The sequence below is a fragment of the Mycetocola sp. 2940 genome, from assembly GCF_040548835.1.
GTDB lineage: Bacteria > Actinomycetota > Actinomycetes > Actinomycetales > Microbacteriaceae > Mycetocola_A.
Map to the genome: position 1 here is coordinate 114,960 of NZ_JBEPSK010000004.1, position 16,528 is coordinate 131,487.

The following is a 16,528-nucleotide window of genomic DNA, read 5'->3' on the forward strand; positions in this document are numbered from 1 at the left end:
ACTGACGGCGGGGTTCAGGCCTCTGCCGTGAACCGCAGGTGCACGTCGACATCGACACGCACGGGCGCCGGCGCCAGATCGACGGACGGACCCGCCACCGAGAACATCCGTGCGTCTTCCCGCACGACGAGCGGGTGCGCCAGCGTCGCAGGCTCGGAGAGCTCTCGCGGCGTCACCGTGCCGAGACCGAGCGAAGCGGCGTAGACGGTTGCCTTGTCGAGCGCATGAGCGACGGCATCCCGCTGCGCCCGCGCCTCGAGCTCTCGTCGGGTGAGGTCGCTGACGGTCCAGGAGACTCCGCCCACCGAGATCCCGTCCCGGTTCGCTGTGTCCTCGAGCCACAGACTGAGTCGGGGAAAATCGCTGAAGGTCACGGTGACGTTCGCCCGGGAATGGTAGACGAGGGGGAGTTGCGCACCCTCGGTGTTCCAGGGGCGGTCCGCCCAGACCTGCACGTCGTCCGCCGTCCATGTGACCACCGGACCCGCCTCAGGCTCGTGCAGCGAAGCGATCGAGCCGATGCATTCGCCGAGGGCGGCGGTCGACCGCTCGCGGACGTCGTGCCGCTCGGCGCCGTCGAAACCCACGGTGAGGCTGACCGTCGCCCGTTCGGCGGGAGCTTCGGCGAAAGCGTCACCGCGGACCGAGATCACCACGGCCTGCTGCTCGGATCCCTGACCGGCTGTGTCGTTCATGCTGCGACCCTATAGCCCCCGGCTCCGGCAAGACAGGGTGTTCGGATGCATGCATGACAGCCGCGCGGCGAACCGGGTATACTGGAAAGCTGGGCCGGAAGGTCCTTAGCCGGTCTGTCCGGTTTGGTAACTCAACAGCGCGTGATAGGAACTCACTCTTCACGAGTGTGCATGGGGATGATCGGTTTCGACATTGCCTGCGCAACTGTGAGAAGCGGGTCGAGGATCCAGGGTTATCTCGTTAACGATCTCTGGAAAACAATAAGTGCCAATTCAAAGCGCACTGACTTCGCCCTCGCTGCCTAAGCGAGCGCACTAAAGAAGTCCGTCAGACCGGGGATGCTCTCTACCCGGACCCTGGCGCCATTTAGAGAGATTGCTTCTACGTTTCGTCTCAGGGCGTAGAGGGACTCTTACTGAGGCTGGGCTCGTCGGATTAGGTGCCAGTGGCAAATTCCGGAGCCGAGTAGAACGCCTGCACTGGATACACCCGTAGAAGGCACATGACCACAGCAGTGGACCGGGGTTCAATTCCCCGCATCTCCACCATCAGTTGCTATCACGCCTGTTGACAGGAAAGGCCGCCCAGTGGGCGGCCTTTCCTGCGTTTCGGGCGCGGAGATCCGTGGTTAGCTTGGGTCATGGCGCACAGCGAACGGCTCGAGCTCACGCTCCGGAAACCCTGGTTCGGCGCCATCCTCAAGCCCACCGTTGTGTTCAACGGCCGCGGCCAGCCCGCCCAATGGGGAACGGGCACCTGGCAGGTGTCGGCAGAAGCCCCCACCGAGGTATCGGTCTACCTGTACAACCGGCTCTGGAAGTTCGGGCACGCCGAGCTCCTGCTCGCGCCGGGCGCCCCGGAGCCGCTGGCCTATTCCGCTCCCTGGCTTCCGGTCGGTCGCGGCCGGCTGGTACCCGTCTCCCACTGACCAGCGGATGCCGTCGGTCGCGGATTACCGCGCCCCGGCCTCAGCCGCGGCCTTCCGTCGCTGGCGTTCCGCCTCCGCGACGGCGGCCTCTTCGGGAGTCGGGGCCGTACCGCCGAGGTGCGCCGGCTGCCACCACGCCCCTGTCCCGTCGTCGGGGTAGCCGGCCTGCGCTTCGTCGAGGAGGCTCTGCATCGACGCGCGGAGCGCCGTGGTCTGCTCACGGACGTCTGAGGCAGCATCCGGTTTGAACGGGGCACCGATCGCGAAATGGACAGGCACGTTGCGCGCCTCGGCGAGTGACGGTTTACGGCCCTTGGTCAGCAGGCGCTGTCCGCCCCAGACAGCGATCGGGATGACCGGGACCCCGGCTTCGGCGGCCATCCGAATGGTTCCCGTTTTGAGTTCCCGCACCGTGAATGATCGATTGACCCCTGCTTCGGGGAACACGCCGAGGAGTTCACCAGCCTTCAACGCTGTGATGGCCTGGCTGTAGGCCTCGCCCCCGGCCTTCATATCGACGGAGATGTGGCGCATGCCCCTGAGCAGCCAGCCGACGACGGGCTTGTCAAAGGCGCCCTTCTTCGCGAGAAACCGGATGCGTCGACGGTTGCGATGCCAGACCATCCACTCCGTCAGTGCGAAGTCCATGTACCCGAAGTGGGTGATGGCAAGGACGGCACCGCCCGTGGCTGGCAGGTGCTCGGCGCCGGTCACGATCGGCTTCAGCCGGAGACCGCCGAAGACCAGCCTCCCGACGGCGATCGCTGTGCTGTAGACGGGTTCCGACCCTCGCGTGCTCATACCGAAATGCTAGGGCGAGATGCTGGGGATCACAGGGCCTTGCGTCGTGTGGTTTCCCCGTGCGTGAGGGCGTCGAGCACCTGGCCGTGCAGGAGGCCGTTGGTCGCCAGGGAGCTGCGACCGGCGAGAGTGTCGGTGCCGTCGATCGCGGTGAACCGGCCACCCGCCTCGCGGACCAGCACGACGAACGGGGCAATGTCGTACTCCTTGACGTCGAACTCCGCGACGATATCGATGAGCCCCTCGGCAAGCAACCCGTAGGACCACATGTCGCCGTAGGCCCGGTCCCGCCAGACCGCGCGGGTCAGGTGGATGAGCTGGTCGAGGTAGCCGGCAGAATCCCACTGTGCGATGCTCTGGAAACTCAGGGAGGCATCCGCGAGGCTCTTCACACCCGACACGTGGAGTGTGCGCGCCTCTTTCCCGTCCTCCGCGAGCCAGGCGCCCATTCCCTCCGCCGCCCACCATCTTTTTCCGAAGGCGGGAGCGCTCGCCACCCCGACGACGGGGGTGCCGTCCACAGCGAGGCTGATGAGCGTCGCCCAGTTGGGAACGCCCCGAAGGAAGTTGGCGGTGCCGTCGATGGGGTCGAGAATCCACTGCCGCTGAACCGAGCCTGCCGTTCCGTATTCCTCACCGAGGATGCCGTCGGCCGGCCGTTCCGCCGCAAGGATCTCACGCAGCGCTCGTTCGACGGCGAGGTCGGCGTCGGTGACGTGCGTGGCATCCGGCTTCGTCGAGATCTCGAGCGTTGTCGACCGGAAGCGAGCGAGGGAGATCGCATCGGCGGCATCCGCCAGACGCTGCGCCAGGGCGAGGTCGTCGGAGAGGGAGGGGAGCGGCGTGGTCATGCTCCCACGATAGCGGCGAAGCCGTTAGTGACCGCTCCCCACCAGGGCGGCTCGATTGGCCAAGGACGCGGATCGCATGCTAATCTTTTCCACGGCCCGCCGCACTGCTGGCGGCCGAAACACGCACCTCTAGCTCAATTGGCAGAGCAACTGACTCTTAATCAGTGGGTTCCGGGTTCAAGTCCCGGGGGGTGCACCATAACCTGCGGGTCGTCGTTTTGGGTATCAGCCGAACCAGTCGCTGAATCCCTCCTTGATTGACTTGATCCTGTTGGCGACCTCTTTGAGATCACCAAAGCTGTCGTGCTTGCCGGCATCTTTGAACCATTTGAGGTTGACGCCCCAGTCCCGCCGCTCGTACATCAGTGTGTCCTTCTCCACCGAGTTGTAGAGCCCGACGAGTTCGATGACAGAAACCGTGCCGGTCCTCCCATCTTCCGCGTCGAAACGCCATTCGAACTTCGGAAGTTCGGACCAGCCGAGGTTGGGACCGAAGTCCCGTTTCTGGTAATAGAGCCACCGTCCGGCCCTGACTCCGATCGCGAACATCTCGCCGTACTTGATGTCTCCGGTTCCGCTCTTGCGCAGGAATCGGATGTTGCTGGATTCACCAGGATCCGTGAATCCGAGGTTGATGCCGAAATCCCGCTTCTGGTAACACAACGCCTCGCTGATGGTCATATTGACGAGGTCGTAGGTGTACGCGGTTCCCGGTTTGATCGTCTTCACGGATTCTTTGTCGGGGACGACGATCCAGTCGAATTCGTTTGCCATTGCTCCCACCTCCACGTGGAACTGACAGGAGGCCAGTTTGCGCCAGTTCTACTCTCATTCAGGCGGCGAGTCAGCCCCGTTGAGGCAACTCGGCCGGGGGCGGCCCGGCTCCGAGGCGAGGCCGATGAGAGCGTCGCAGGCACTCCGTTGACGCTGCCCGGGAGCAGGAGGAGCCTTAATCGCAAGTCGATTGAGGACGGTGCGTCATGGCTCAAGATCCAAAACCGAAATCGAAGCCGAAAAGAAAATCACGGAAGCAGGACAAGAAGACCCCGTGGTACCTGCAGCTGAAGACACTTGTCATAACCGCTGGTGCGCTGGCCGTCGCCCTGCTGGCCGTGATCAATTTCTGGGAGAAGGTCTTTCCGCCGCCGCAGCCGGACGTCAAGGACGTGGCGCGCATCGAGTCGGTCGAGCGGCTCAAGATGACCCCGCTCAGCGAGTTCGCGTCTGAGGAGATCGGCACGGACGTCTATCTCCCCACGCCGGAAGCCGCAGGAACCGGCCGGCGTCTCGTTCTTCTGCTGCCCAACATCCTCGCGCCGACACAGGAACCTGCGACACCGACCCCGGAACCAACCCCGACGCCGACGCCAACCCCGACCCCGACCCCGACGCCGACTCCCACCCCGACCCCGACGCCGACCCCGACCCCCACTCCCACGCCGACCTGGGTGGTGCCGTGGCGCCCGCCAGCGGGATACGTCAGTGAGGTTGCGGAACAACGGGTGCTCGAGCCCTACGACCCCGACCTGATCCACACCCTCCCGAGAATCCTCCCGCCCGCAACGGTCGACGAAGAGGGTGAGCCGGTCACCCCTGAGGAAGCGGCCGACGAGCTCGTCGATGCGCTGGAGGAGGTCGAGTTGCAGAGTGGCCCGGCAGGCCTGGACGCGCTCGGCTGGACTCTCGCGGTCGATCTGACCCTTGAGGGGTTGAAGGACCGACCTCTCCTCCTGAGGTGGTCGCTGGACGGCATCGATGTGACGGGCGGCTGGGAGGCCGAGAACGTGGCGTACCGGATCATCGCGACGACGGAATATGACACCGGAACCGTGAAAATCTGGGTTCCCGACCTCGTCGGTTCCGGGTCGTACAACGTCAACGTCGACCTTGTCCACGAGGCGGACGGATCGCCCGCCGACGCAGCCTCGCCATTGGAAATTCCGTGAACCCGAACAGTGCCGTGGCAGATCAGGGAACCGTGTCGGCGCCCTTCTCCAGCACCTCCGCGACGTCCTCGTCGCTGAGCGGGGTCCACGGCGAACTGTCCGGGTCAGCCGACGCCGCCGCGGGGCTCTCGCCCTGGTTCCACCACTTCGATTCGAACGGCATGCCGTCGAACAGCACGCGATTCTCCCGCTCGTAGACCGCCGTGCCCGCCCAGTCCGGATACGTCCCTTCGGGCAGTGTCAGCGGCTCGAACGGCTTCTCTCCCGGCAGCACCGGGCCGATGAGCGTCCACGGGGTCTCCCATTCGTTCAGCACCGGGTCGTCGGGAAGGTCCCCGCGCGTCCACCACTTCGCCTGGTAGACGCTGTGGTGCCAGACGATCTTGGTTCCTTCCAGGTACGAGGCGGTCGGCGCCCAGACCGGGTACGGGCTCGTCTTCGGATCGTCGACGATCGCCTCGATCTGGTCGGCTTCCGATGTGGTCACCGCCGAGGCGGACTTCTCCGGCCGACCGGAGAAGCCGGATGCCAGCAGATCGGCGAATTTGATGTCGCCCTGCTTGATGCCGCTGCAGGAATCGGACACCCGTTTCAGGTCGACGTAGTTCGAGCCGCAGGTCTTGTCCCGGTTCAACGACCACATCGACATCCGGCCGATTTTCTTCTCGACCGCGAAGGCGTTCAATGCCTTCGCGTCATCGAGGTCGAAGACCTCGTCGGGAACGTCGTTCTGGCCGATCATCGGAGTGGCGCCGATCTTCGACCACACGGTTGCGTCGGTCAGCTCGGTTCCGGCTCGTGCGTACAAGCCGCGGATCTGACGGTGGGCGGAGGTGAGCGCTTTGATCGACGCTTCCGCCTGGGTGTCGCCCTCGGCACGGCTGCTGCCGTAGTCCATCGTCATGACGTTCACACCGGCAAGGTCCACGCCCGCATCGAGCATCTGGGTGACGGCCGTTGTCCCGTCCTCGGTCATGCCGAATGGTGCGACCGGGAGTGTGAGCCAGACAGCGAGGTCGTCTCCGCCGTTACGCCGATCCTCCTGCAGTTCCGAAATCGCTTCGGCACGGCGCTCGCCCGCTTCGCGGTCGGTCAGGTTGGCCGCTTCGATGTCGAGGTCGATGGTGCTGACGTCGTAACGGGTGATGACATCCGCGTACGCGTCGACGAGTTTCCTCGGATCCGTGCAGACGGTGGCCAACTCATCGTTCAGCAGCCCGCCGAAGGAGATGGCGACCTGCCCGCCGCGTTTGGCGAGCCCGGCGAGCCGGCGGTCCAGATCGAGTGACGCGGCGGCTTCGTCGAGCGTGTAGGCCGTGCCCCAGGTGGGCGTGCACTCGTCGTCGGTGTCGGCGACGATGAACGACAGGACGACATCCCGTGCCGCATCAGACGCTGGCGCTTCGAAGCGGAAGGTCGGCGTCGCCGTCACGTCGGCGTACCCGGCGAACCACGGTTCGTAGTGTTCGGCCGCCTGTGCGGACTGCCACCACTGGAATCCGGCGTAGCCTCCTCCGGTCAGCGTGGAGACGAGAACGATCGCCAGGCCCACGCGAACCACGGAGAGGCGGCGGCGTGAACGGGTGCGCGGAACGCGTTCCTTGGTCATCGGGCGCTCCTTCGGGTGGGGACGAGAACGGTCGAGGGAGCCGCGGCGGGAGCAACGGCGGGTGTTCCGTCGAGTGAGCCGTGGTACAGCACCGCGCGCCAGTCGGGCGACGCCGGCGAGAGTGAGGCGACGGCGGTGCGGGAGGCTTTGGGCTTCCTCTCCACGAAGAGCCAGCGCGTCATGCTGACATTGACGTCGACGATGGAATTCCAGATTCCGATATTGGCGATGATCGAGCCGGTGCCGAGGAGGGCGTTGAAGGCCGCAAATGCGGCGTTTCCCCAGTTCTGGGCATTCACGTCACGCCAGAAGGTGAGAACCGAGAAGGCGACGATCAGATACGGGGTCAGCACGTAGAGCACCGGAGACGCTGTGCGGTTCTTGATCTTCGGTGTGCGGGCGAAGGGGATCTTCTTGCTGGTGATCGACTGCTCGATGGACTTGAGCACGCCGGCCAGGTTGACGGGGAGCAGCACGAGGTTGAACCCGTAGATGCGGAGAATGTCGCTGTACTGGTAGCCGCAGTAACGGAGGTCGCTTCCCATCGCCAGGAAGTACGGGAGGGCCGCGAGCACCACGACCGGACTGAGCAGGCGGCTGTCGTACGGGTAAACCAGCAGGAAGACCAGGCCCAGGCTCGCCCAGGTGATCGACGCCATGTAGTTCACCCGCAGGAGGACCTCCAGGAGGCGCAGCGGATGCCCGCCCCGCCTCCGTTCACGCATCTGACGCCAGAGCTTCGGGAGGATCAGAAGCCCGCCGTTCGCCCACCGCCTGCGCTGGACGATGAGCGACCCGAAGTCGGGAGGGGTCGCACTGTAGCTCAGCCGTTCGGGGTAGTTGACCAGCGTCCAGCCGTGGGTGCCGAGGTCGATGCTCGACTCGGTGTCTTCGATGACGGTGCGGTCCTGAACGTAGCGGCGCACGTCGAACCCGCCGACCGTTTCGACCTCGACGATGTCCTCCAGGGCGCGCTTTCGGATGACCGCGTTCGCCCCGACCCAGAACGTCGCTCCGTAGTAGGACATGCCCTGGTGGAGGATGTGCTGGATGTCGGTGGTCGCCCCGGCGAGACGCTCGATCCGTGTCGGTGCGCCCCGAAACGATGAATATGGGGTCTGTGTCACCGCGACGCGCTCGTTGTCGGGCTGTTCCAGGAGGAACACGAGGCGGAGGCAGTAGTCCTTGAGCAGGAGCGAGTCGGCGTCGAGGGTGAGCAGGTACTCGGAATCGGGGATGACGATTTCCGCCTGGGTGTCGCTGGGCGCAGGCCGAAGGATCGTCCCGTTCGGGCTGTTCTCCCGGATGTAGCTGCCGCCCATCAGCCCGATGTAGGCGTTGAGGTTCATCGCCTTGTTGGCCTCGTGCGAGAGCGATGCGTACTTCTTGCGTTCGAAGGTCTCCAGCTCGGCCGAGAAGATCCAGGTGAGCCGGCGCTGGAGTTCCAGAATCCGGCTTGCCGGAAGCGACGCTTGCTCCGTCGCAGCGGTTTCGAGGGCGGCTGCGGTGACGGCGAGGTCGTCAGCGAGACCGCCGATCACCTGTTCGGCGAAGAAGACGTCGACGTGATCGTCGAGTGCCTCGTCTGCAGCCATCTGCCGGAGCCAGCTCGCTGCCCACCGGTAGTCGGCCGCAAGGTCCCGAACCGCGTCAGGCGAAGCGGGGGCGCCGTCGATGCAGAGGATCTCGCACAGCAGCAGCCGGTCGGTGAACCGCGATCGCGGCTCAGCCAGGGCGTCCTGGATTTCAGCGGTGATGCCCCGGGAGATCTCCAGCGTCTCCGCGACCCTGGGGTCTGTCGGGAACGGCGGGTCGTCGAGAAGGAGGACGACCCGCATCGACGGGTATTCCTGGAGGACGGCAGACCAGAGCGTCTTGCGGATGACAGCCGGCTCTTCGCTGTAGGAGGGGACCAGCACGGTGATCGAGCCGTCATGGTCGGTGAAGTGGCTGTCGAGTTCCGCGCGGGGAACGCGTACATGGTCACGGAACCGCTGCAGCGCCCCCTGGCGGGCCACCAGGTACATGAGCGCGGAGAACGTGAGGAAGGTGAGGACGACGACGTAGGAGATGGCCTCGGTGGTGAAGCGGAATCCCTCGGTGCCGTTGTTGAGGAACTGGCGCATGATCGTGTAGATGAGATACCCGAGCCAGGCGAGCACGGTGGCGAGGATGGCGAGTCGTCCCCAGGTGATCTTCGCGTCGCTGGGTCGATCATGCACCACGGACAGGGGGCGGGTGGACCGTTCGGCACCCCACTGGCGCTTGCGCCTGGGCGTGCTTGTAGAACTCTTGGGCATCGGGCATCCTCGGGTAGAGCCGGTGTCTGGGCGCGATTCGCGCGAAAACTGTTCGGGTGGAAAGCGGGCGTTTCAGTTCGTGTGCGGGAATGTGAGGATTCCCCACGTCCTGAATCTAGGGGTGGCGCGACACGCCCGGAAACCCCCCGAAAGAGTCGAGCCCGGCGTCCGTCAGACGCCGGGTCGGGCTACTTGAGTTGGCCGCGGATTTCACCACCCGGGAACGTCGGTGTGTGCACGTTGACGTAGTACGACCGCGGGCTCGAGTCGATGGCGGCGAGCAGTGCGGGGTCGGCGGTGACGCATTCGCTCACCGTCCAGCTGGTGCCGGTTCCCACATCCAGCGGCAGGACGACGTCCCCCGCGACTTCCCGGGGAGCGAGGTGAATGTGTGCAGCGACGGCAGGCACTGAGAGGTTCCGTGCCTCGAGCGTGTAGCAGAACTGATTGCCATCGATCGTGTAGCTGAAGAACCCGCTGGCTCCGGTGTCGGCGCCGGTGGTCTCCTGCCCGTTGTTCACGGGAATCGCCGGGACGCCTCCCGGCCGGGCGGTGGCTGGCGCCGAACCTGCGAGCACGAGAGCGGCTGCGGCACACAGCGCGGCGGTTGGGTGAATAAAGTGACGGTTGGAGCGGGTCATGACGTGGTCTCCTCTTGAGTGTCGGTTCCCCCTCGAGGCCGGATGCTACTCCGCAGGAAAAAGCGCGGCAACGGGCATCTGGGCGGTTCTTGCGCGTCCGGCGACGGGACTGGGCCCCTGGGCGTATGGTCGGAGAATGACGCAGCCAACGACGACTCTGTTCCTGCTCGGTGGGGGAGGGGACCTCTCATCGAGACTTCTCCTTCCGGCCCTGGGGCAGCTGCTCACCAGCCAACCCGACCGCCGCGTGCAGTTGATCGGGGTGAGTGTCGATGCGATGACGGATGCCGCGTGGCGTGACATCGTGGCGTCCTCGTTCGCGACCGTGGAGGCATCCGGGAACGCCGTCGACGCCCTCCTGGGCGACACCGTGTTCCGGCAGGCCGATGTCACCGACGCTGGAGCGCTGGAGAAGCTGATCGCCGAGGCGGTGGGCACACCCGCCATCTACTTCGCATTGCCGCCGGCGGTCACGGTGAAAGCGTGCACGGCGCTGGAATCGGTGGCCCTGCCTGAGGGAACCGTGCTGGCGCTGGAGAAGCCGTTCGGAACAGACGCCTCCAGTGCCGCCGCGCTGAACCGCCAGCTCGCCCGCCTGGTCCCCGAGGATCAGATTCACCGGGTCGACCATTTCCTCGGTCGCTCGACCGTGTTCAACCTGCTGGGCATGCGCTTCGCCAACCGCATCTTCGAACCGCTGTGGAGCGGGGAGCACATCGAACGGGTCGACATCGTCTACGACGAACAGCTGGGATTGGAGAAGCGGGCCGGTTACTACGACAAGGCCGGCGCCCTCGTCGACATGATCCAGAGCCACCTGCTGCAGGTGCTCGCACTTTTCGCCATGGAAGCGCCGTCGACGCTCGACGCCGTCGACCTCCGCGATGCCAAGGGACTCGTGCTGCGCGCCACCCGGCCGTGGGCCGGCGACGCCGCATCCTCGAGCCGGCGCGGCCGCTATACGGCGGGTAGTGTCGACGGCCGCGACTACCCGTCGTACATCGATGAGGACGGTGTGGATCCGGCTCGCGATACCGAGACGCTCGCCGAGGTCACGGTCCAGGTGGACACCTGGCGCTGGGCAGGCGTGCCGTTCACCCTCCGCTCGGGCAAGGCCCTCGGCAAACGACGCCGCGAGATCGTTGTGCGGTTTAAACCCGCCAATCATGTGCCCGTCGGATTCAGCGGCCGAACCGACCCGACCGTGTTGCGGTTGTTTCTCGCTCCGGATGAGATGTCGCTGTCGATCAACATCAATGGTGCCGGTGATCCGCACGAGCTCGAGAGGATGACCTTCGAGGCGACCTTCGACCCCGGGCAGTTCGGTGCCTACGGCGAAGTGCTCGAGGGCATTCTCGACAACGACCCGGCGCTGTCGGTTCGTGGCGACACAGCCGAGCAGAGCTGGAGGATCGTGGAACCATTCCTCGCCGCCTGGCGCTCGGGAGCAGTGCCGCTCGTCGACTACCCGGCGGGCTCGAGCGGGCCTGCGGGCTGGGATCCGATCGGCGTCGCCCTTTAGCTGTACATCCAGCAGGCCGCCTCAAGCTGTCACCGGCCGTTCGCCGTGCGTTTCCTCAGGAGACGCGGGCGCCGTTCCAGCGTTTCTTGGCGCGAGACACCGTCGGCGTGACCATCTCCGGGTTCACGTGCGCAGGGTCATGGCGTTGCGGGTCTGCCCAGACGGCCACGGTGTTGAGTTCGAACATCACGTGTTCGACCCTGGTGAGCTCGACGGGGAGGGCATCGGAATCCGCTGGGCCGTCGAAGACGGTCGGACCGACGTCGGCGGCGCCGGACGCAGCCGAGGACGGAACCGTGCGGACGGTGATCGTCTGCATGATGCTTGCCGGCTGGTCGACAAGTGCGTCGAGATGACCCTCGACGGCAGTCGAGGGGGCGCCGACGATCGCGGTCGTGATTTCACGGGCGAGCGAGAACGCCGCCATGTCGTGGAAGAAGGTGTCGGTATCGGATTCCGAGCGACGCACGAGCGTCCAGTCTCCGGTGGCACCCATGTGCGCGTCGAGCCGGGCTCGCACCGTGTCGAACAGCTGCTCTTCTGAGAGCTGGATTCCGGGCTGGGGCGCCGGCACAGGTGGTGCGACGGTGACCGGTGCGCGATGACGGCGGCGACCAAACATGTCCGGTTCTCCCTGCTGCTGGTGGTGGTGTTCCCAGTGTGGGGGAGTGGCCCCGGAAACGGCCACCTGACACGCCGTTTCCCGCCGATGGGGGCGGGGATACGGCGGATCGCGGTGTGCCGTGCGCTGACTTAACGCTTGATCTTCCCGGCCTTCCGGCGCTTGAGCTTGCTTTCGCCACCCTCGGCCTCGACCTCTTTCTGGTCGGTGCGCTCCGACACAGCAGCGAACGCGTTGGCGACGGTCACGAGCCACCCGAGCCAGAGCAGTGCAAGGCGCCAGTCCCGTGGGGCGTTCTTGCTGGTTTTGATCAGCGTGATCGCACCGAAAAAGGCGCTGATGACTGTGAAATTCAGAACGTATTTGCGCATATGGATGCACCTCCAAGGCCTCCGACGCTAGCGGTATTCGATCGAGAGTTCCAACCGGTCGCGCCATAGCACGAAGGTGTGCGACGGGGCGCCGCCAACCGGCTGCTGGTAACCTGTGAGGCCACCGGACAGTGGCGGAAGAACACAGGCCAGTCGATGGCCGAGGGGACAACAATCAACGTGACCACACCCACCGCAGGCGACACCTACGACTTCGTCGTCGTCGCCAACCGTCTGCCCGTCGACAGCGCCATCCAGCCGGACGGTTCGGCCGGATGGCGGATGTCACCCGGTGGACTGGTGGCTGCACTCGAGCCGTTGATGAAGTCGTCCGACGGTGCCTGGGTGGGCTGGCCGGGAGCGCCAGACGTCGAGCTGGAGCCGTTCGAACATGAAGGCATCCGGATGGTGCCGATCGCGCTCAACACGGAGGAGATCGAGAATTACTACGAGGGATTCTCGAACGACACGCTGTGGCCGCTGTACCACGACGTGATCGCCCAGCCGAGCTATCACCGTGAATGGTGGGAAACCTACGTCGACGTCAACCGTCGCTTCGCCGACGCCACTGCGCGGATCGCCGACACCGGTGCCACCGTCTGGGTGCACGACTACCAGCTCCAGCTGGTGCCAGGGATGCTCCGCGAAGCACGCCCGGACCTCACGATCGGGTTCTTCAACCACATCCCATTCCCTGCCTACGGGATCTTCTCCCAGCTTCCGTGGCGGCAGCAGATCATCTCGGGCCTGCTCGGCGCCGACGTCATCGGTTTCCAGCGCGTCGCTGACGCCGGTAATTTCGCCCGCGCCGTGCGGCGGTTGTTCGGTTACGACACCAAGGGCACCAGGGTCTGGGTCCCGGTCGGCGACTCTTCAGACGCCACCACCGGCGACCGGTCCCACGTGCGCGGGGCACCGGTGCGCCGGGTCGTCGCCCGCGCGTTCCCCATCTCCATCGATGCGACGAGTTACGTCGAACTGGCGAAGGACCCCGCGGTGCAGGCCCGGGCGAAGCAGATCCGCGAAGAGCTCGGCAACCCGAAGACCATCATGCTCGGCGTCGACCGGCTCGACTACACCAAGGGCATCGGGCACCGGCTCAAGGCGTTCGGCGAACTCCTCGCCGAACGCCGCCTCACCGTCGACGACGTCACCCTCGTGCAGGTCGCCAGCCCCAGCCGCGAACGCGTCGGCAGCTACATGCAGCTCCGCGACGAGATCGAACTCACCGTCGGCCGCATCAACGGCGACTACGGCTCGATCGGCCACACCGCCATCAACTACCTGCACCAGGGCTATCCGCGTGAAGAAATGGTCGCGCTCTACCTCGCCGCGGACGTCATGCTCGTCACCGCCCTGCGGGACGGGATGAACCTCGTCGCCAAGGAATACGTCGCCACCCGTGCGGACCTCGGCGGCGTCCTCGTCCTCAGCGAGTTCGCCGGGGCATCCGACGATCTGCGCCAGGCGCTCCTCATCAACCCGCACGACATCGAAGGGGTGAAGGATGCCATCATGCAAGCCGTCGAGATGCAGCCGTCCGAGCGGCGCCGGCGAATGCGAGCGCTGCGCAAACGCGTGCTCGAAAACGACGTCGTGAAGTGGTCGCGGGTGTTCCTCGAGGAACTCTCGAACTCGACCACGTCGCATCCTGTCTCTCACGAGCACCCGGACGCACGAAAATGAGCCCCGTCGACGCCGCGCTGACCACCGCGCTCGCGGAGCTCGCCCAGGCGGAGCACCTGCTCGTCGCGCTCGACTTCGACGGGACGCTCGCGCCGTTCGTCGACCGGCCGGAAGACGCCCGCGCCCTGCCCGAAGCGCGGCTCGCGGTCGAACGGCTCCTCGAGGTGTCGCACACGACGGTCGCGTTCGTCTCCGGGCGTGCGGTCGACAGTCTCCAGCACGCGTCTGAAGCTCCCGCCGGTGTTCTCCTCGTCGGGTCGCATGGCGCCGAGTACCGCTTCGACGGCGTCGCCGCCCACCCTCCGCTCGACGAGGTCGACAGCGCCAGGCTGGCCAAACTGACCGCCGGGTTCGCCCGGTTCTCAGACGCCCACCCCGGCGCGCGGATCGAGCGCAAACCGGCGGGTTTCGCCGTGCACACCCGCGGCCTCGACGCGGACGCCGCGTTCGCCGCCGAGGACGAGGCGCGCAGGATCGTCGCTGATGTGTGCCCGGATGCCACGGTGCGCGACGGCAAGGACGTCCTCGAATTCTCGGTGCTCGACGCGACCAAAGGCGACGCGATCGTGCACCTGCGCGACTACACCGGCGCCACAGCCGTGCTGTACGCCGGCGACGACGTCACCGACGAGGACGCGTTCTCGGTGCTGGGGGCAGGGGACCTCGCCCTGAAGAGCGGTGAGGGGCCGACGATCGCGCCATTCCGCGTCGGCTCCCCGGCAGAGGTCGCCGACGTGCTCGATACGCTGGCGAGCCTCCGGGCAGCAACCGGTCGATGAAAATCGGAGCATGCGCGAGGTTCTAGACTCGAACCATGTCAGAGATCGACCTGAAACCGCGCAGCCGAGCAGTCACCGACGGAATCGAAGCCTCCACCTCACGCGGAATGCTCCGCGCGGTTGGAATGGGCGACGAGGACTGGGACAAGCCCCAGATCGGCATCGCGTCGAGCTGGAACGAAATCACCCCGTGCAACCTGTCGCTTGACCGGCTCGCCCAGGGCGCGAAGGAAGGCGTCCACTCCGGCGGCGGGTACCCGCTGCAGTTCGGGACCATTTCCGTCTCCGACGGCATCTCGATGGGCCACGAGGGCATGCACTTCTCCCTCGTCTCCCGCGAGGTCATCGCCGACTCCGTCGAGACCGTCGTCATGGCCGAACGCCTCGACGGCACAGTGCTTCTCGCCGGGTGCGACAAGTCGCTCCCCGGCATGCTCATGGCAGCAGCACGGCTCGACCTCGCCTCGGTCTTCCTCTACGCCGGCTCGGTCGCTCCCGGCTGGGTGAAGCTCAGCGACGGTACTGAGAAGGAAGTCACCATCATTGACTCCTTCGAAGCGGTCGGCGCCTGCAAGGCCGGAACGATGAGCGAAGAAGACCTCAAGCGCATCGAATGCGCGATCGTCCCGGGTGAGGGCGCCTGTGGCGGAATGTACACGGCCAACACCATGGCATCCGTCGCCGAAGCGCTCGGCATGAGCCTCCCCGGCTCGGCATCGCCGCCCTCGGCCGACCGCCGCCGCGACTACTTCGCGCACCGCTCCGGTGAGGCCGTCGTCAACATGCTGCGCCTCGGGCTCACCGCCCGTGACATTCTCACGAAGAAGGCGTTCGAGAACGCCATCGCCGTCGCCATGGCGTTCGGCGGTTCGACCAACGTCGTACTGCACCTGCTCGCGATCGCCCGCGAGGCCGAGGTCGAGCTCACCCTCGACGACTTCAACCGCATCGGCGACACCGTTCCGCACATCGGCGACCTCAAGCCGTTCGGCAAGTACGTCATGAACGACGTCGACCGCCACGGGGGAGTGCCCGTCGTCATGAAGGCGCTTCTCGACGCCGGCCTGCTCCACGGCGACGCCCTCACCGTCACCGGCAAGACCGTCGCCGAGAACCTGGCTGCGCTCAACCCGGAACCGCTCGACGGCACCGTCATCCGCACCCTCGACAACCCCATCCACGCGACCGGCGGCATCACCGTGCTCCACGGCACGTTCGCGCCCGAGGGCGCCGTCGTCAAGACCGCCGGCTTCGACGCCGACGTCTTCGAGGGTCCCGCCCGCGTCTTCGAACGCGAGCGCGGAGCGATGGACGCTCTCACCGACGGGCTGATCTCGGCCGGCGACGTCATCGTCATCCGTTACGAGGGTCCGAAGGGTGGCCCCGGCATGCGCGAAATGCTCGCCATCACGGCCGCCATCAAGGGCGCTGGGCTCGGAAAAGATGTACTACTATTGACGGACGGTCGATTCTCAGGCGGCACAACCGGCCTCTGTATCGGCCACATAGCACCCGAAGCGGTGGACGCTGGTCCCATTGCCTTCGTGCGCGATGGTGATCTGATACGGGTCGATATCGCAGCTCGGTCGCTCGACCTACTTGTCGACGAAGAAGAGCTGGCCGCCCGCCGCAACGGCTGGGCACCGCTTCCCCCGCGCTACACCCGTGGAGTTCTCGCAAAGTACGCCAAGCTCGTGCACTCCGCCGCGGAGGGTGCGATCACCGGGTAGCTCTGCGCCTCACGTTCAGATCCAACCATCGACAAGGGAATCCATA

15 protein-coding genes, 1 tRNA gene and 1 other RNA gene are annotated in these 16,528 nt (G+C 65.9%); 8 read left to right on the top strand and 9 right to left on the bottom strand.

The window, feature by feature from the left end; genetic code table 11:
• Positions 1-14: 14 nt before the first annotated feature.
• Positions 15-695 (bottom strand): SIMPL domain-containing protein, encoded by a 681-nt coding sequence (locus ABIE24_RS07520; protein ID WP_354498326.1) that lies wholly within the window; start codon positions 693-695, stop codon positions 15-17.
• 173 nt (positions 696-868) lie between these two features.
• Here ABIE24_RS07520 and ssrA point away from each other — a divergent pair.
• Together ssrA and ABIE24_RS07530 are read left to right on the top strand one after the other, a co-directional pair.
• Positions 869-1,244: a transfer-messenger RNA gene (gene ssrA / locus ABIE24_RS07525) on the top strand.
• A 92-nt stretch (positions 1,245-1,336) separates the two neighbouring features.
• Entirely contained in the window at positions 1,337-1,624 is a 288-nt protein-coding gene (locus ABIE24_RS07530; RefSeq protein WP_354498328.1) for a hypothetical protein, read from the top strand.
• A 24-nt stretch (positions 1,625-1,648) separates the two neighbouring features.
• On the opposite strand, the gene ABIE24_RS07535 is transcribed toward ABIE24_RS07530, so the two are convergent.
• Both ABIE24_RS07535 and ABIE24_RS07540 read right to left on the bottom strand, forming a co-directional pair.
• On the bottom strand, positions 1,649-2,425 hold the full coding sequence (locus tag ABIE24_RS07535) for a lysophospholipid acyltransferase family protein (protein ID WP_354498330.1): 777 nt from the start codon (positions 2,423-2,425) through the stop codon (positions 1,649-1,651).
• 29 nt (positions 2,426-2,454) lie between these two features.
• The gene (locus tag ABIE24_RS07540) at positions 2,455-3,276 is read right to left on the bottom strand and encodes an inositol monophosphatase family protein (RefSeq protein WP_354498332.1); all 822 of its coding nucleotides are present in this window, start codon (positions 3,274-3,276) and stop codon (positions 2,455-2,457) included.
• Positions 3,277-3,399: 123 nt separating this feature from the next.
• Between ABIE24_RS07540 and ABIE24_RS07545 the strand changes: the two genes are divergently transcribed.
• Positions 3,400-3,475 (top strand) — tRNA-Lys (locus ABIE24_RS07545).
• Positions 3,476-3,501: 26 nt separating this feature from the next.
• On the opposite strand, the gene ABIE24_RS07550 is transcribed toward ABIE24_RS07545, so the two are convergent.
• Entirely contained in the window at positions 3,502-4,050 is a 549-nt protein-coding gene (locus ABIE24_RS07550) for a hypothetical protein (RefSeq protein WP_354498334.1), read from the bottom strand.
• Between the two features lie 206 nt (positions 4,051-4,256).
• Here ABIE24_RS07550 and ABIE24_RS07555 point away from each other — a divergent pair, with 206 nt between their 5' ends.
• Positions 4,257-5,222 carry a hypothetical protein gene (locus ABIE24_RS07555; RefSeq protein WP_354498335.1) on the top strand — a complete coding sequence of 322 codons (966 nt, stop codon included), beginning with the start codon at positions 4,257-4,259 and terminating at the stop codon, positions 5,220-5,222.
• Positions 5,223-5,244: 22 nt separating this feature from the next.
• On the opposite strand, the gene ABIE24_RS07560 is transcribed toward ABIE24_RS07555, so the two are convergent.
• The 3 genes from ABIE24_RS07560 to ABIE24_RS07570 all read right to left on the bottom strand — a co-directional run bounded on the left by ABIE24_RS07560 (position 5,245) and on the right by ABIE24_RS07570 (position 9,772).
• Complete coding sequence (locus ABIE24_RS07560) at positions 5,245-6,831, bottom strand: chitinase (protein WP_354498337.1); 1,587 nt, start codon at positions 6,829-6,831, stop codon at positions 5,245-5,247.
• Complete coding sequence (locus ABIE24_RS07565) at positions 6,828-9,131, bottom strand: glycosyltransferase family 2 protein (protein ID WP_354498339.1); 2,304 nt, start codon at positions 9,129-9,131, stop codon at positions 6,828-6,830. The genes ABIE24_RS07560 and ABIE24_RS07565 overlap by 4 nt, the downstream gene beginning before the upstream one ends.
• A 188-nt stretch (positions 9,132-9,319) precedes the next feature.
• The gene (locus ABIE24_RS07570) at positions 9,320-9,772 is read right to left on the bottom strand and encodes a CHRD domain-containing protein (RefSeq protein ID WP_354498340.1); all 453 of its coding nucleotides are present in this window, start codon (positions 9,770-9,772) and stop codon (positions 9,320-9,322) included.
• A 136-nt stretch (positions 9,773-9,908) separates the two neighbouring features.
• Between ABIE24_RS07570 and ABIE24_RS07575 the strand changes: the two genes are divergently transcribed.
• Entirely contained in the window at positions 9,909-11,294 is a 1,386-nt protein-coding gene (locus ABIE24_RS07575; RefSeq protein ID WP_354498342.1) for a glucose-6-phosphate dehydrogenase, read from the top strand.
• 55 nt (positions 11,295-11,349) lie between these two features.
• On the opposite strand, the gene ABIE24_RS07580 is transcribed toward ABIE24_RS07575, so the two are convergent.
• Positions 11,350-11,916 carry a hypothetical protein gene (locus ABIE24_RS07580; protein ID WP_354498344.1) on the bottom strand — a complete coding sequence of 189 codons (567 nt, stop codon included), beginning with the start codon at positions 11,914-11,916 and terminating at the stop codon, positions 11,350-11,352.
• Positions 11,917-12,047: 131 nt separating this feature from the next.
• Positions 12,048-12,287 (bottom strand): hypothetical protein, encoded by a 240-nt coding sequence (locus ABIE24_RS07585; RefSeq protein ID WP_354498346.1) that lies wholly within the window; start codon positions 12,285-12,287, stop codon positions 12,048-12,050.
• 156 nt (positions 12,288-12,443) lie between these two features.
• On the opposite strand from ABIE24_RS07585, the gene otsA reads away from it, so the two are divergent.
• The 3 genes from otsA to ilvD are packed head-to-tail and all read left to right on the top strand — an operon-like array spanning position 12,444 to position 16,482.
• Positions 12,444-13,973 carry an alpha,alpha-trehalose-phosphate synthase (UDP-forming) gene (otsA, locus tag ABIE24_RS07590; RefSeq protein WP_502916254.1) on the top strand — a complete coding sequence of 510 codons (1,530 nt, stop codon included), beginning with the start codon at positions 12,444-12,446 and terminating at the stop codon, positions 13,971-13,973.
• Positions 13,970-14,752 carry a trehalose-phosphatase gene (otsB, locus tag ABIE24_RS07595; protein WP_354498350.1) on the top strand — a complete coding sequence of 261 codons (783 nt, stop codon included), beginning with the start codon at positions 13,970-13,972 and terminating at the stop codon, positions 14,750-14,752. Before otsA ends, otsB begins: the two co-directional genes overlap by 4 nt.
• Before the next feature lie 35 nt (positions 14,753-14,787).
• Positions 14,788-16,482 carry a dihydroxy-acid dehydratase gene (gene ilvD / locus ABIE24_RS07600; protein WP_354498352.1) on the top strand — a complete coding sequence of 565 codons (1,695 nt, stop codon included), beginning with the start codon at positions 14,788-14,790 and terminating at the stop codon, positions 16,480-16,482.
• The last annotated feature ends 46 nt before the right edge of the window (positions 16,483-16,528 follow it).